The 14,023-nt window shown below is 62.6% G+C and carries 14 protein-coding genes and 4 tRNA genes; 4 read left to right on the plus strand and 14 right to left on the minus strand.

The window, feature by feature from the left end:
- Window positions 1–263: 263 nt before the first annotated feature.
- The 13 genes from rplA to E8M83_RS05935 all read right to left on the minus strand — a co-directional run bounded on the left by rplA (window position 264) and on the right by E8M83_RS05935 (window position 10,147).
- Entirely contained in the window at window positions 264–965 is a 702-nt protein-coding gene (gene rplA / locus E8M83_RS05875; RefSeq protein ID WP_137172441.1) for a 50S ribosomal protein L1, read from the minus strand.
- Window positions 965–1,396 carry a 50S ribosomal protein L11 gene (rplK, locus tag E8M83_RS05880; RefSeq protein WP_137172442.1) on the minus strand — a complete coding sequence of 144 codons (432 nt, stop codon included), beginning with the start codon at window positions 1,394–1,396 and terminating at the stop codon, window positions 965–967. The genes rplA and rplK overlap by 1 nt, the downstream gene beginning before the upstream one ends.
- Window positions 1,397–1,508: 112 nt before the next feature.
- The gene (nusG, locus tag E8M83_RS05885) at window positions 1,509–2,171 is read right to left on the minus strand and encodes a transcription termination/antitermination protein NusG (protein ID WP_137172443.1); all 663 of its coding nucleotides are present in this window, start codon (window positions 2,169–2,171) and stop codon (window positions 1,509–1,511) included.
- A 1-nt stretch (window position 2,172) separates the two neighbouring features.
- Window positions 2,173–2,559: a preprotein translocase subunit SecE gene (secE, locus tag E8M83_RS05890; protein WP_005663637.1), complete on the minus strand. Its 387-nt coding sequence runs from the start codon at window positions 2,557–2,559 to the stop codon at window positions 2,173–2,175.
- Between the two features lie 36 nt (window positions 2,560–2,595).
- Window positions 2,596–2,671, minus strand: a tRNA-Trp gene (locus E8M83_RS05895).
- Between the two features lie 120 nt (window positions 2,672–2,791).
- Window positions 2,792–3,982 carry an elongation factor Tu gene (gene tuf, locus E8M83_RS05900; RefSeq protein WP_137172444.1) on the minus strand — a complete coding sequence of 397 codons (1,191 nt, stop codon included), beginning with the start codon at window positions 3,980–3,982 and terminating at the stop codon, window positions 2,792–2,794.
- A gap of 86 nt (window positions 3,983–4,068) precedes the next feature.
- Window positions 4,069–4,143: transfer RNA gene (locus tag E8M83_RS05905), tRNA-Thr, on the minus strand.
- 33 nt (window positions 4,144–4,176) lie between these two features.
- Window positions 4,177–4,250: transfer RNA gene (locus E8M83_RS05910), tRNA-Gly, on the minus strand.
- Window positions 4,251–4,287: 37 nt separating this feature from the next.
- Window positions 4,288–4,372: transfer RNA gene (locus E8M83_RS05915), tRNA-Tyr, on the minus strand.
- A gap of 195 nt (window positions 4,373–4,567) precedes the next feature.
- A complete protein-coding gene (locus E8M83_RS05920) occupies window positions 4,568–6,112 on the minus strand; it encodes an HDOD domain-containing protein (protein WP_137172445.1) in 1,545 nt (514 codons plus the stop codon).
- A gap of 15 nt (window positions 6,113–6,127) precedes the next feature.
- Entirely contained in the window at window positions 6,128–7,765 is a 1,638-nt protein-coding gene (locus E8M83_RS05925; RefSeq protein WP_137172446.1) for a tetratricopeptide repeat-containing response regulator, read from the minus strand.
- A gap of 149 nt (window positions 7,766–7,914) precedes the next feature.
- Window positions 7,915–8,877, minus strand: coding sequence for a J domain-containing protein (locus tag E8M83_RS05930; protein WP_137172447.1), 963 nt, complete (start codon window positions 8,875–8,877; stop codon window positions 7,915–7,917).
- 121 nt (window positions 8,878–8,998) lie between these two features.
- Window positions 8,999–10,147 (minus strand): class I SAM-dependent methyltransferase, encoded by a 1,149-nt coding sequence (locus E8M83_RS05935; protein WP_137172448.1) that lies wholly within the window; start codon window positions 10,145–10,147, stop codon window positions 8,999–9,001.
- Between the two features lie 58 nt (window positions 10,148–10,205).
- On the opposite strand from E8M83_RS05935, the gene E8M83_RS05940 reads away from it, so the two are divergent.
- The 4 genes from E8M83_RS05940 to E8M83_RS05955 all read left to right on the plus strand — a co-directional run bounded on the left by E8M83_RS05940 (window position 10,206) and on the right by E8M83_RS05955 (window position 12,991).
- Window positions 10,206–11,003 carry an SDR family oxidoreductase gene (locus tag E8M83_RS05940; protein ID WP_137172449.1) on the plus strand — a complete coding sequence of 266 codons (798 nt, stop codon included), beginning with the start codon at window positions 10,206–10,208 and terminating at the stop codon, window positions 11,001–11,003.
- Between the two features lie 2 nt (window positions 11,004–11,005).
- Window positions 11,006–11,404: a dihydroneopterin aldolase gene (locus E8M83_RS05945; protein WP_137172450.1), complete on the plus strand. Its 399-nt coding sequence runs from the start codon at window positions 11,006–11,008 to the stop codon at window positions 11,402–11,404.
- Window positions 11,405–11,454: 50 nt separating this feature from the next.
- Window positions 11,455–12,348 (plus strand): tRNA 2-thiocytidine(32) synthetase TtcA, encoded by an 894-nt coding sequence (gene ttcA, locus E8M83_RS05950; protein WP_229491449.1) that lies wholly within the window; start codon window positions 11,455–11,457, stop codon window positions 12,346–12,348.
- Window positions 12,349–12,457: 109 nt separating this feature from the next.
- Entirely contained in the window at window positions 12,458–12,991 is a 534-nt protein-coding gene (locus E8M83_RS05955; protein WP_229491428.1) for a histidine phosphatase family protein, read from the plus strand.
- 95 nt (window positions 12,992–13,086) lie between these two features.
- On the opposite strand, the gene E8M83_RS05960 is transcribed toward E8M83_RS05955, so the two are convergent.
- Complete coding sequence (locus E8M83_RS05960) at window positions 13,087–13,944, minus strand: transposase (protein ID WP_137172452.1); 858 nt, start codon at window positions 13,942–13,944, stop codon at window positions 13,087–13,089.
- Window positions 13,945–14,023: the final 79 nt, after the last annotated feature.

The raw sequence follows: 14,023 nt of genomic DNA on the forward strand, positions 1-14,023 counted from the left end.
CTTAAATGATAGGAACGGATGTTTCTATCGGTTCGAACACACGGCGTCCGAAGTTAAGAAGTCTTAAAACTGGGCGGATACATTCACACAGCTGGACTACAAAACTTGTTCGGGTACACCATCTGCGTTGGGTGGTCTATTAACCGTCAGCTCAACCTCTGCCTTCGGCCCAACGGTCTTTGATTGCCTGCCGGAGCGGTGTGTTGCCCCGACAGCCCAAAGATGCGCCCAGTGCCGAAGCACCGGGACTTAATACTTACTGATCAGGCAGCAGCCGAGATCGAAGCGTGATCGACGCGAACGCCGGCACCCATCGTCGACGACAGGGCGACCTTGCGCAGGTACACGCCTTTCGAGGTCGCTGGCTTGGCCTTGTTCAGGGCGTCGATCAGGGCAACCAGGTTGCTCTTCAGATCTGCGTCGCTGAACGACTTGCGGCCGATGGTCGCGTGGATGATGCCCGACTTGTCGGTACGGTACTGGACCTGACCGGCTTTGGCGTTCTTGACGGCGGTAGCGACGTCTGGGGTCACGGTGCCGACTTTCGGGTTAGGCATCAGGCCGCGTGGGCCCAGGATCTGGCCCAGGGTACCGACGATACGCATGGTGTCTGGCGAAGCGATGACGATGTCGAACGGCATGTCGCCGGCCTTCACGCGCTCTGCCAGGTCTTCCATGCCGACCACGTCGGCGCCGGCTGCCTTGGCAGCTTCAGCCTTGTCGCCCGAAGCGAACACAGCGACGCGCACGGTCTTGCCGGTGCCAGCTGGCAGCACGACCGAACCGCGGACCACTTGATCCGACTTCTTCGGGTCCACGCCCAGTTGAACGGCGACGTCGATCGACTCGTTGAACTTGGCGGTGGCGAATTCCTTGATGATCGACACAGCGTTGTCGAACTCGTAGACCTTGTTACGGTCAACTTTTGCCTTGATTGCTTTAACGCGCTTGGACAGCTTAGCCATTACAGACCCTCCACCGTGATGCCCATCGAACGTGCCGAGCCAGCGATGATACGCACTGCTGCGTCCATGTCGGCGGCGGTCAGGTCCGGCTGCTTGGTTTTTGCGATTTCTTCAGCCTGGGCACGGGTCAGCGACGCAACCTTGTCGGTGTGCGGCTTGGCCGAACCCTTGGTAATGCCAGCGGCTTTCTTGATCAGGTAGGTTGCCGGTGGGGTCTTCATCACGAAGGTGAAGGACTTGTCGGCGAACGCGGTGATCACGACCGGGATTGGCATGCCTGGCTCGACACCCTGGGTCTGGGCGTTGAACGCCTTGCAGAATTCCATGATGTTCAGGCCGCGCTGACCCAGTGCTGGACCGATCGGTGGGGATGGGTTTGCTTTACCAGCTGGAACTTGCAGCTTGATAAAGCCAATGATTTTCTTTGCCATGAAAGGCTCCTATCTTTGACTTGAGTAGTAGCGCCCCACCACGACTACTCGTCCCGGCGGGGCTCCTCTTATCGGATTCCGCCTGACTACTGCGACGTCCCGATTCTAACGTTTAGACTTTCTCGACTTGCCCGAACTCCAGCTCCACCGGAGTTGCGCGGCCGAAGATGGTAACAGAAACACGCACCTTCGATTTTTCGTAGTTCACTTCCTCGACGTTGCCGTTGAAGTCGGTGAACGGGCCCTCTTTGATCCGGACCTGCTCGCCCACTTCGTACAGCACTTTTGGCCGAGGCTTCTCGACACCCTCCTGGACCTGCTGCATGATCTTGTCGATCTCGCGGGCTGGAATCGGGGTCGGCTTGTTCGATTTGCCGCCGATGAAGCCGGTCACCTTGCTGGTGTTCTTCACCAGGTGCCAGGTTTCGTCGGTCATTTCCATCTCAACCAGCACGTAACCCGGGAAGAAGCGGCGCTCGGAAACGGCCTTGGTGCCGTTGCGCATCTCGACGACTTCCTCGGTCGGCACCAGGATCTGGCCAAACTGCTCTTGCATGCCCGCGCGTTCGACGCGTTCGTTCAGGGCGCGCATCACGCTTTTTTCCATGCCCGAATAGACATGGACGACGTACCAGCGCTTGTTGCTGACCGGGACGCTCACTGGAGCGGCAGCCGGTTGCTCACCAGCGTCAGAGGCCGGAGCGCCGGCCGCCGGGACGCCGGCCGCCGGGACTTCACCCGGCACCGGTGCATTGTCTTGCACGTTATCGCTCATGTTATTTCCAACCCAGGACAAAGTCGTACAACAGGAGCTCGAGAAGCTTATCCGTGCCCCACAGGAAAATCGCCATCACGACCACGAAGGCGAACACGATGCCGGTGATCTGCATGGCTTCGCGGCGGGTAGGCCAGACAACCTTCTTGGTCTCGCGCACCGACTCCTTGGCAAAGCTCAGGAAATCGCGGCCAGTGGTGGAAGTCCACAAAAGCAGGACAGCAAAAACTAAACCAGCCACGAGGGCGCCTGCGGCGACCAAGGCTGGTTTGTTCTGGCCAGTCAGGTAAAAGAACCCGACGACGCCTGCAATCGCTGCAACCACCGCCAGCGCGACCTTGAACTTGTCATTCGAGGTGCTGACAGTTTGCACGGATTGATTAGACATTCTTCTTTACTTTCGGTGCTGCGCACCAGAATTCGGTGGCAGGGGCGGAGGGAATCGAACCCGCGACCTTCGGTTTTGGAGACCGACGCTCTGCCAATTGAGCTACACCCCTACGAAGACTTTACTGCTGAATCCAGCATTATACAGCAAGCGCGCGCTCACTGGCAATGCTGTTCGAGGGAAACAGGCCGGTTTCGCAACCCTGCCTGCCCCCCCCCCCTACCTTGGCTGATTAGGCCAGGATCTTGGCAACCACGCCGGCGCCGACGGTACGGCCGCCTTCGCGGATTGCGAAGCGCAGACCTTCTTCCATCGCGATCGGAGCGATCAGCTTGACGGTGATCGAGACGTTATCGCCTGGCATGACCATTTCTTTGTCTGCTGGCAGTTCGATCGAACCGGTCACGTCAGTCGTACGGAAGTAGAACTGAGGACGATAGTTGTTGAAGAACGGGGTGTGACGGCCGCCTTCGTCTTTCGACAGGACGTAGATCTCACCGGTGAAGTGGTTGTGCGGCTTGATCGAACCTGGCTTTGCCAGGACTTGACCACGTTGCACGTCTTCACGCTTGGTACCGCGCAGCAGCAGGCCGACGTTGTCGCCAGCTTGACCCTGGTCCAGCAGCTTGCGGAACATTTCCACGCCGGTGCAGGTGGTCTTGACGGTGTCGACGATACCGATGATTTCGATCTCTTCGCCGACTTTGATGATGCCGCGCTCGACACGACCGGTCACGACGGTGCCGCGACCCGAGATCGAGAACACGTCTTCGACTGGCATCAGGAAGGCGCCGTCAACAGCGCGCTCTGGCGTTGGGATGTAGGTGTCCAGGGCTTCAGCCAGGCGGGTGATGCACTCTTCGCCCATTTCGCCTGGTTTGCCTTCGAGGGCCATACGTGCCGAACCCTTGATGATTGGCACGTCGTCGCCTGGGAACTCGTATTTCGACAGGAGTTCGCGGACTTCCATTTCGACCAGTTCCAGCAGTTCTGCGTCGTCGACCAGGTCGCACTTGTTCAGGAACACGATGATGTATGGAACGCCAACCTGGCGCGCCAGCAGGATGTGCTCGCGGGTCTGTGGCATTGGGCCGTCAGCGGCCGAGCACACCAGAATCGCGCCGTCCATCTGCGCGGCACCGGTAATCATGTTCTTGATGTAGTCGGCGTGGCCTGGGCAGTCGACGTGCGCGTAGTGACGGTTTTCGGTCTCGTACTCGACGTGTGCGGTGTTGATGGTGATGCCGCGTGCTTTTTCTTCTGGTGCCGCGTCGATCTGGTCGTAGGCCTTGGCTTCGCCGCCGAATTTCTTCGACAGGACGGTAGCGATTGCAGCCGTCAGCGTGGTTTTACCGTGGTCAACGTGACCGATGGTGCCGACGTTGACGTGCGGCTTGGTCCGTTCGAATTTACCTTTTGCCATTTCAGACTCCTAAGATCTAACGATATATTTGGGGATTACCAGGCACACCTGACGGACGAGTGCAACGCGACTGCCGTACGAAATTCTGGTGCCCTTGACGTGGATTGAACACGTGGCCTCTCCCTTACCAAGGGAGTGCTCTACCACTGAGCTACAAGGGCTGATATTTGCGATGTAGAAACCACCGCACTAACTGGAGCGGGTGAAGGGAATCGAACCCTCGTCGTAAGCTTGGAAGGCTTCTGCTCTACCATTGAGCTACACCCGCGAGGTACAACTTCTATCCGACTTCACGATCTTCTTTTTGGTGGTGGGGGCTGGATTCGAACCAGCGTACTCAGAGAGGGCAGATTTACAGTCTGCTGCCTTTAACCACTCGGCCACCCCACCGCGAAGAACCGCAGAGTATGAAGCAAGCTCAACGTACTGTCAATCAGGTTTGGGTAGAAGTCTTATCTACTTCGCCTGACAGCGTTGCTTCGGGGCGTGATTGTAACGGTCGGACTGTAAAGCTGCAAGGGTGATTTTGCCAACTGCGAAAAAATCTTTATGAACTTATCTGGAATTGTTCTGCGTGCGCGTTTTTCAGGGCTGCTGGGCGTTGGTTCCCGCCGGCGCCAGTGCCGCCAGCAGCTGCGCCTTGAGCGCCTTGATCAAGGCCGTTTCGTCCGGCGCCACGCCCTCGGGCGCGGTGAAGACGCGGTCGGCATAGACCAGCCCCAGCTGGGCCTTGCCCACCACCAGTGGCAGTACGATGAAGCTCTCGGCGTCCGGCAGCAGGGTTTTGTACCAGGCCGGCAGCAGGTCGCGGATCTTGGGGCTGAAGGCGTCCGCGATCATCATGTCGGCGTCGTTTTCGAGCGCCAGGTGGAACACGTCGCGCGCGAACGCGCAGGGAAAGACGAAACCGTCCTGCAGGTCGACGCTGCCCTCGCCCAGCGACACCCGCGCGCGGAACTGCCTGGTCCGCGTATCGCGCAGGCAGACGGTGGCGAAACGGAAGCCCAGCGCGCCATACAAGGTCTCGAGCACCGCCATGATCACGTCGTTGACACCGGCGCCGGTGGCGCCCAGCAAGGTCACGTCCTGCACGCCCGCCAGCAGCAGGTCGCGCGCATTCTTCGGCTTGCCGCTGGGGTAGCACTCGCCCTCGTCGTCCTCGCCGGCATCGAGCGTGGCCAGCGCCAGCACGTTCGGCATGCCGCTGCCGGCCTTGGGGTCGGTCTTCGGCGCGCGCTCCAGGTTCATGCTCTGCAGCATGCCATTCATGCCATCCTGCACCTCGTCGAACAGCGCCACCATGGCCGGATGGTCGACACCCAGCGCCGCGCCGTAGCGCGCGATCAGGTCTTGCGTCTCGGGCGCTGCGGCCGGGTCGTGGTGGCGCCCCATCAGGCGCGCCACGTCGCGGCTGAAGGCGGCCACCTGGCGCATCCATTCATTACGTTCGGCGGCGACCTCGAGCGGCCCCGCCGGCAAGGCGGCCTGGGCCTGCACGATCAGTGCCGGCATCTGCCATTCGCGCAATACCGCCTCGGACAGCGCCTCGAAGCTGCAGCCCAAGATCAGTTGTGCGGCTTGGCTGGGCGTGTGCTTGCCGGCCGCCACCAGCGCGGCAATCTCCCGGTAGCGTTCTGGCTCATGGCTGGCCAGCAGCAGCGCGCCCAGGTTCTTGAACAGCGCGCAGATCGCCGCTTCCTCGGCGCCGGGGATCGGGCTGTGGCGCGCCAGCTCGCGTCCCACCAGGCTGGCGCACAGCGAGGCTTCGAGCTCGACCCGCACGCCGTGCTCGGCGGTGTCGAGCGCATCGACCAGCAGCATCGCCAGCGCGGCGGCGCGCACATTGTCGAAGCCGAGCAGGGAAATGGCGCGCGAGATCGTGGTCACCGGCGTGTTGGAGAGGGTGCGGTACTGGACCGTGTTCGACAACCGCAGGATGCGCTGGGTCAGGGCCACGTCGGACACCACGTAATAGGCAAGATCGGCCGTGCCCTGGTCGTCGCTATACCCCATGCCGATCACGTGCATGACGGCGCCGCCCAGGGTGAACATGCGTTCGGTGCCGCTGAGCTTGCGCATCAGGGCGGGCCGCACGCGGCGCGAGGCGCCGTCCTGGGGGAGCTCGGTCATCGCGCGCGATCCACGTTAACCGGCCTTGCGCAGCGGCGCCGCGTTCTGCTTGTGCTGCTTGAGCACCTGCTGGTGCAGCGCGGCCAGCGCCGGCAGCTTGGGATTGAGCGGGTCGAGCTTGCGCACATTGCCGATCAGGCCAGGCACTTGCGCACCGAGGCGGTTGTCCCAGGCCTCGTGCTCCAGGCAGCGCAGCACCGCCAGCGCGGCGTTGAAGGCCACCGCGGGGTTGCTCGGCAGCTTGACCGCGGCTTCGAGCATCAGGGTCACGGCGCCGCGGTAGTCGCCATTCCTGGCACGCGCGGCGCCGCCGGCGACCAGGTCGACCACCTGCTGGCGGCTCTGCTGCGCCAGGGTCTGCGCCAGCTCGCCCTTGCCGGCCTGCTCGAGCACGCCCATGGCGCGCGTGACCATGGCGTCATTCGGGGCATTGCTCATCACCTCGCGCACGATCTCGGAAGCGCCCTCCTCGCGCCCATTGTCGAGGCAGCTCCGCGCCAGCTCGAGCTTGAGGTCGGCCGACAGGCCGGGCGCGTCCTTGCTGGCGGCCAGCGCCGTACCCAGTGCTTCGCCCAGCCGCGCCTCGTTGCCGGTGTACTCGTGCACCAGGGCCGAGGCGATCGCGCTGCACAGCGAGGTATTGTTGCGCCCGCCCATCGAGCGGTCGAGGTCGCGGATCACGGCGGCGGCGCCCACCGGGTCGCCCTTGTGCACCAGCGTGCGCACCAGCTTGACGTGGTCTTCGGGGTCGCGGAATTCGGAATACTTGGCCTTGCCCACCACCTGGCGCAGCGCTTTTTCGGCGGTGTCGACGTCGCCCGCCTCGAAGGCGGTGTCGGCCAGGGTGCGCAGGCGCCGCACGGCGTGCGGCGAGACCGCCACCGCGTCTTCGAGCACCCCCTGCGACCTGGCCAGTTCGCCGACCGCGGCATGGGTGCGCGCCAGCCAGTCGTAGGCATCGACGAAGTTGCGGTTGCTGTCGACCAGGTCTTCCAGGATCTCGCGCGTCTCGTCATAGCGCTTGCGCACGAACAGGGTCTTGGCCAGCCCGAGCCGGGCCCAGGCAATGGCCTTGATCTCGACCAGGTGGCGGTAGATCGGCTCGGCCTGGTCGGCCTGGCCCAGGAACATGTGCAGCTCGGCACGCAGGCGCAGGAAGTCGATCGCGTAGCGCGTGTGCAGGCGCTGGCCTTCGATGCTGGCGGCGATCGCCTGCTCCTGGTCGCCCGCCTCCATCAGGGTGTACACCGGCAGGAAGGCGTTGCGCTTGTCGAGGGCGCGCGCGATGCGGTCGAGCAGGCGGTCGGCGGTGAAGGGCTTGAGGATGTAGTCGGTCGGCGCCAGCTCGGCGGCGCTGACCACCTTGCTGTGGTTGCCTTCGGCGGTGACCATGAAGAACATGGTGGCCAGGCGCATCAGCTTGTGGTGGCGCAGGTCCTCCAACAATTGCTGGCCATCCTGGCCGCCTTCCAGATCGTACTCGCACAAAATCATGTCGAACTGGCGCAGGCCGAGGTGCTTGACGGCCTGGTTCGAGGTGCTGGCGTGCTCGATCCGGGTCAGGCCGCACAGGGTGAGCATGCTGTGGATGCTGGCCCGCATCCCCGCGTGGGGCTCGATGATCAGGGCCGTCAGGCCTTCCAGTTCGTTCATGATGGTCCGTGTAAGCCTGCGTTGGGCATGGCGCCGCGGCTGCATGGGCGCGCGGCATCAGGCCAGTATATTACGGCGAGGAACGAAAATAATGAAATCGGGTAAGGTCGTGACATGAGAATATGTCACACGCCGAAAAAACGACAGCCTTATTGCGCGTCGGCCGCGGCCTGGCGCAGGGCCGTATGGCGGCTGTCGCACTCCGACTTGCTGGCGCCGTCCACGATGTTCTGGTAGCGCAGCTCGTATTTGCCGGCCGCCAGCTTGTCGAAGGTAAAACTCGAACGCTGCTGCACGAAGGCGTGGCGGACGTTGGCGCGGCGGTCGAGATCGTACAGCTTGACGAACACCGGCGCCGCATTGGCGCTATTGTCGACCAGGACCTGCATCTCTTCGCCTTCGTTGCCGACCGGGTAGCCCGGCAGGTAGGACGATTCGAGCGGCCATGGATCGCCGCTGGGGGCGGCAAGGGTCTGCAGGTCGGTGCTGCAATCGGGGGCGCGGGCCGGCACCGACAAGTGGGCGACGGCGAGTGCGCGCACCTCGGGCGGCGGACCCTTAGCGCCTTCCGGACCGACGCGGCGGGCCCAGTCGTCGCTGCTGGCGTCGACGCCCAGCGCGTCGGGGCGGCTGGTCTTGACGGGCTCGGGCTGGGCGATGCCGCTCCAGGCCAGGGCGCTGGGAACGATGTCAGGCTGCTGCTCGATGGTCAAGACAGCGGCCACGGCGCCGGCCACGAAGCAGCTGGACAAGCCGAACCACCAGCGCGGATCGCGCCACAGGCGCTTGCGGCGCGGCTTGGGGCTCGGCTGCGCTTCGTGGTGTTCACCGTTCTTGCGCGGCTGGCCATCCTTGGCGCTGGAACTTTCCAGCCATTCGACTTCCCATTCCTCGGAGGCGATCCATTCGTCGTGCTCCTTGCGGCGGACGGGATCGGACAGGACGTTATAGGCGGTGTTGACGACCGCCATGATGCGGGCCGACTTTTCGTCGCCCGGGTTCTTGTCAGGGTGATACTTCTGGCTCAGGGCCTTGTAGGAAGCACGAATGACTTCCTGGGGCGCATGACGCGACACCTTCAGGTTGTCATAATGTGTGTGAATCTTGGCCATGATCTGTCAAGTCTACCCGGCGTTCTGTCTTTCCTCGGCCGATGCCTGTCGGTTGACGAGGCGCGGGAATATCCTCACAGCTTAGCCGGATTTGTGTCCCCTGTGCAAGATATCAATAAGTCTACAGTCGGTGGCTGCGGTCCGCATGCACGATTGCCTCGGGCAATTCTACGCCCTGTCCGACCACCAGCACCTTGAACAATTCGCCCATTTCAGCAGGAGAAACCAGTTTTTGCACGGCCCGCGACTGGGGCAGGAAGCGCTTCGCATCCCCGGGGTCGTTTTCCAGCAACAGTTCGCCGATGCCGGCGCCGAGCAGGAAGGCGGCCTGGCTCATATAGGCCAGCACCGGCAGGCCGGCATCCTGGGACGCCAGCGCCATCGCCGTGAAGTCGACGTGGGCCGTGATGTCCTGCAGGCCGGGCAGATAGAAGGGGTCCGGGTGCGCGTGGTGGCGGTAATGGCACATCAGGGTGCCGCCGATGCGCTGGTCGAGGTAGTACTCATGGGCCGGGAAACCGTAGTCGACCAGGATGGCGGCGCCGCGCCCGCCCGTGAACATCGCCGCCAGCGAGCCCATGAAGCCGGCGCCGACCGGGTGCAGCTCGGTGACATAGCCCTCGATCATCTGTTCATGGTCGCTTACCTGGCGCGCCAGCTGCTGCTCGAGGTCCTCTCCGAGCGGCGCCTGGACGAAGGCGAAGGCGCCCTCTTCGACCGTGACCATTTGCCGCCGCCAGCCATCGGCGGTACGGATCACCAGCTCGACCGGCATGGCGTCGAGCACCTCGTTGGCCAGCACCACGCCGCTGAACTTGCCGGGCATGGCGTCCAGCCAGCGCAGCTGCGGCAGGTCGGCCAGGTTTTCCTGCTGGCGCGCGCGCAGCTCGCCGGACAATTCAATGATGGTATAGGAGTTGACCTGGACGCCCTGCTTGTCCAGCGCGGCAAGCACGTCGCGCGCCAGGCGGCCGGTGCCGGCGCCGAACTCGATGATGTCGGGCGCACTTTGGGCGATAATAGCGGCTGCCACGCGCGCCACGGCCGCCCCGAACAGCGGCGTCATCTCGGGCGCGGTGGTGAAGTCGCCCTCAGCCCCGAGCTTGGCCGCCCCGCCGCTGTAATACCCGAGCCTGGGCGCGTACAGCGCCAGTTCCATGAAACGAGAAAAGGCGATCTGCCCGCCATGCCGCGCGATTTCGGCGGCGATGAGCTGTTGCAGGGAATGGGACGCGGCCAGGGCGTCGGAATCGGGTGCGGGCAGGGACATGCCGGCATTGTAGCCAGAATAGCTTTTATCAACAATTTACTGCCCTGATGGAACAACGATGACGGAAAGCCCTTCGATTCCCCGTGTCGCGCTGGTGACCGGCGCCGGCCGCCGCCTGGGCCGCGCGATCGCACTCGGCCTGGCCGGGGCCGGCTGGGACGTCGCGCTGCACTACCGCCATTCCGAAGAGGATGCGATCGCGACCCGCGACGCCATCCTGGCGCTGGGCCGGCGCGCCGCGCTGGTCCAATGCGACCTGGCCGATGAGGCGGCGGTGCGCCAGCTGGCCGGCCGCGCAGCCGAGGCGCTGGGACCGCTGTCTTGCATCGTCAACAATGCTTCGTTGTTCGAATACGACAGCGCCACCGACTTCTCGCCGGCGCTGTTGAATACCCATATGCAGGCCAACGTGGCCGCCCCGCTGCTGCTGGCGCAGGCGCTGCACGCGGCCACGCCGGAAGGCGGGCAGGCGGTCGTGATCAACCTACTGGACCAGAAACTGTACAATCTCAACCCGGATTTTCTGTCGTACACGTTGTCGAAGGCGGCGCTGCATGCGGCGACCACGATGCTGGCACAGGCGCTGGCGCCAAAGCTGCGCGTGGTCGGCGTGGCGCCCGGCATCACGCTGGTCTCGGGCGAGCAGAGCGAGGAAGGCTTCGCCGAGGCGCACCGCAAGACACCCCTGGGACGCTCCTCGACCCCGCAGGACATCGCCGACGCGGTGGTCTACGCCGCCACGGCGCGCGCCGTGACCGGCACCACGCTGCTGGTCGATGGCGGCCAGCACCTGGCGCCGCTAGGCCGCGACGTGATGTTCCTGACCGAATCGAATCACACTACCAATAAGGCTTAACCATGTTGTCCGCCCTGTCCCACCCGAGCTTGCGCGATTGCCGCCGGCTGTTCCTGCGCAATTACGAAGTGATGATCAATATCGGCGTGCATGATTTCGAGAAGAAGGGCGAGCAGCGTGTCCTGATCAATGTCGAGCTGTACATTCCGCTGGAGCTGTCGACGCCAAAGGCCGACCAGCTGGCCGAAGTGGTCGACTACGATTTCATGCGCGAGACCATCGCGCAGCGCATCGCCAAGGGCCACATCCACCTGCAAGAAACATTGTGCGACGACGTGGTCAAGGCGATGCTGGCGCACCCGCGCGTGCGCGCCGCGGGCGTGTCGACGATGAAGCCGGATGTGTATGCCGATTGCGAAGGCGTCGGTGTCGAAGTATTCCAGATCAAGGACGCAGCATGAATGAGACGGTAATCGAGCGCGTGGTCGAAGACGACTTCCCGACCGCGAACATGGAAATCGACGCCAAGAAACAAGAGAAGATCGCGCGCGAGGACCACAAGTTGCACAAGCGCCTGTGCCGCCTGGTGGGCCAGGCGATCGGCGACTTCAATATGATCGAGGACGGCGACAAGGTGATGGTCTGCCTGTCGGGCGGCAAGGACAGCTATGCCCTGCTCGACATCCTGCTCACCCTGCGCGAGCGCGCGCCGATCCACTTCGACATCGTCGCGGTGAATCTCGACCAGAAGCAGCCGAACTTCCCGGCGCATATCCTGCCGGCCTACCTGGACAAGCTCGGCGTGCCCTATCACATCGAGAACCAGGACACCTACAGCATCGTCAAGCGCCTGGTCCCGGAAGGCAAGACCACCTGCTCGCTGTGCTCGCGCCTGCGGCGCGGCATCCTGTACCGCGTGGCGGACGAACTCGGCTGCAACAAGATCGCCCTGGGCCACCACCGCGACGACATCCTCGAGACCTTCTTCCTGAATATGTTCTTCGGCGGGAAACTGAAGGGCATGCCGGCCAAGCTGGTGTCGGACGATGGCAAGCACATGGTGATCCGCCCGATGGCCTATGTGAAGGAAGCCGATACCGAACGCTATGCCGAGGTGAAGGGCTTCCCGATCATCCCGTGCGACCTGTGCGGCTCGCAAGAAAACCTGCAGCGCAAGCAGATCAAGAACATGCTGCGCGAGTGGGAGAAGAAGCATCCGGGACGGGTCGAGAATACCTTCTCGGCGCTGTCGACCGTGGTGCCGTCGCATTTGCAGGATCGCGAGCTGTTCGACTTCGTTAAATTGAAGACCGATGGCGTGCCGAATCCGCTGGGGGATATTGCGTTCGATGAGGAGCCGTGTTCGACGCCGGCGAGCACTACGATTTCGCTGACGCAGCTTTGATGCCAGCACGATGAGAAAAGCAGAGGCGTCGACCTCTGCTTTTTTTCGCCCATGCACTCGATTGCGGTCATGCTACGCTGGCTCCCTCACCGTCTTCGAGAGGATTGCGATGTTCCCACCATCGACCCCTACTGCACGCCTGTTACGATATTTTTCGCTGGCCATCGCCATGCTGCTGCCTGCCATGGCCGCCGCCGAGCCCAGCGCAATCTACCTCGTCCGCCACGGCGAAAAAGCCAGCGTCGGCCAGGACCCGGCCCTGACCCCGCAAGGTCGGCTGCGAGCACAAAACATCGCGGCGATCCTGCAGCGCACCGGCATCCAGGCCATCCTCAGCACGCCGACCGCGCGCACGCTGCAGACAGCGCAGCCGCTGGCGCAGCAGCTCGGATTAACGATCGAACGATACGACCCGGCGACGCCGAAGGCGCTGGTCGACAAGGTGAACGCGCTGCGCGGCGCCGTACTGGTAGTCGGCCACTCGAACACCTTGCCGGAACTGGTGCGGCTGTTCGGCGGCGCGCCCGGCGCCGACATCGGCGACGACGAATACGATCGCCTCTACCAGCTCACGCCCGATGCCGGCGGCGCCGTCCGGACCGTCGTCCTGACCTCGCTGCCGGCGTCCGGCAGCAAACCCTGAACCGCCGGCGCAGGGTCACAACTACGGGGTCACACAACTACGGGGTCACAACTACGCACAACTACGGGGTCAGGTCTGACATTTGGACACGGCCTCTACAATGATTTGCTTTTATATGCCTTCTCAAAGCCGGCAACCGCTCGGCTGACCGTCTTGGTCGACACACCAAATACGCCTGCTATTTCCGACATGGTAAAGGCAGTCGAGGCGTAAGCACGTGCCATTGCCTCGTCCCGGTCCGGATACCGGTCCTGATAGTCAGACAACGGAAGCGCTACTGCGCGCCGCTCGGACCTTTTTGTTTCTAGCAGCTCTTTGGATTGCTGCAGTTGTTGGTGCAACAATACGAAGGCTTGATCGCCAAGGAAGGTTTGATGACTAATAGTCTTAAATGGATTCGGTTGTCCTAAGCCAGCAAGCACAAAATCCTGATAGGCTGCGATCGCGCTTGGCGGCGTATTACCAAAGTGTCCTAGAACCCAGTTGCACTCAAGCCAGTCGGGCGAAATGCCAGCACCGATAAAATAATGGTAACTGCTCCATCTCCATTCGTTCAGCGTCGCCACGATGTTAGCGCGTAGGGGATTCAGAACGATATAACGTGAAACCTCCAACAGATAACTATTTTTCTGCACCAATATCGCCTTATAGCGCCCTTGAAAAAGGTGCCCAACAACACGATGCCGTCGATTGAAATGCTGTGAGTAATGACCGTTGAGTTGGCGCATGCAGCTTGGTAGGTTCGCTTCGACCGTTTCCACCAACAAGTGGTAGTGGTTCGTCATTTGGCAGAAGCTGTGAATGACGCAGTGATGGCGTTCGCAAACCTGCGCGAGCACGCCTAGCCAAATACGTCGATCAGTGTCATCCCGAAAGATTGGTGCGCGTCGGTTTCCGCGCGACGTTACGTGGTAGAGCGCCCCTGGAAAATTAACTCTGAGTGGTCGTGTCATCCGATAACGGTACTGGATCAGCACACATCAGCGCTGAGATCGCTCAGACTCTTCAAAGACCTTGATTACTGCTGAACTC

This window comes from Massilia sp. HP4 (assembly GCF_005222695.1).
Classification (GTDB): domain Bacteria; phylum Pseudomonadota; class Gammaproteobacteria; order Burkholderiales; family Burkholderiaceae_D; genus Telluria.

What these genes read in the sequence shown, in the direction of transcription:
- rplA (WP_137172441.1), bottom strand. Translation starts at nt 965, where the DNA reads ATGGCTAAGCTGTCCAAGCGCGTTAAAGCAATCAAGGCAAAAGTTGAC.
- rplK (WP_137172442.1), bottom strand. Translation starts at nt 1,396, where the DNA reads ATGGCAAAGAAAATCATTGGCTTTATCAAGCTGCAAGTTCCAGCTGGT.
- nusG (WP_137172443.1), bottom strand. Translation starts at nt 2,171, where the DNA reads ATGAGCGATAACGTGCAAGACAATGCACCGGTGCCGGGTGAAGTCCCG.
- secE (WP_005663637.1), bottom strand. Translation starts at nt 2,559, where the DNA reads ATGTCTAATCAATCCGTGCAAACTGTCAGCACCTCGAATGACAAGTTC.
- tuf (WP_137172444.1), bottom strand. Translation starts at nt 3,982, where the DNA reads ATGGCAAAAGGTAAATTCGAACGGACCAAGCCGCACGTCAACGTCGGC.
- E8M83_RS05920 (WP_137172445.1), bottom strand. Translation starts at nt 6,112, where the DNA reads ATGACCGAGCTCCCCCAGGACGGCGCCTCGCGCCGCGTGCGGCCCGCC.
- E8M83_RS05925 (WP_137172446.1), bottom strand. Translation starts at nt 7,765, where the DNA reads ATGAACGAACTGGAAGGCCTGACGGCCCTGATCATCGAGCCCCACGCG.
- E8M83_RS05930 (WP_137172447.1), bottom strand. Translation starts at nt 8,877, where the DNA reads ATGGCCAAGATTCACACACATTATGACAACCTGAAGGTGTCGCGTCAT.
- E8M83_RS05935 (WP_137172448.1), bottom strand. Translation starts at nt 10,147, where the DNA reads ATGTCCCTGCCCGCACCCGATTCCGACGCCCTGGCCGCGTCCCATTCC.
- E8M83_RS05940 (WP_137172449.1), top strand. Translation starts at nt 10,206, where the DNA reads ATGACGGAAAGCCCTTCGATTCCCCGTGTCGCGCTGGTGACCGGCGCC.
- E8M83_RS05945 (WP_137172450.1), top strand. Translation starts at nt 11,006, where the DNA reads ATGTTGTCCGCCCTGTCCCACCCGAGCTTGCGCGATTGCCGCCGGCTG.
- ttcA (WP_229491449.1), top strand. Translation starts at nt 11,455, where the DNA reads ATGGAAATCGACGCCAAGAAACAAGAGAAGATCGCGCGCGAGGACCAC.
- E8M83_RS05955 (WP_229491428.1), top strand. Translation starts at nt 12,458, where the DNA reads ATGTTCCCACCATCGACCCCTACTGCACGCCTGTTACGATATTTTTCG.
- E8M83_RS05960 (WP_137172452.1), bottom strand. Translation starts at nt 13,944, where the DNA reads ATGACACGACCACTCAGAGTTAATTTTCCAGGGGCGCTCTACCACGTA.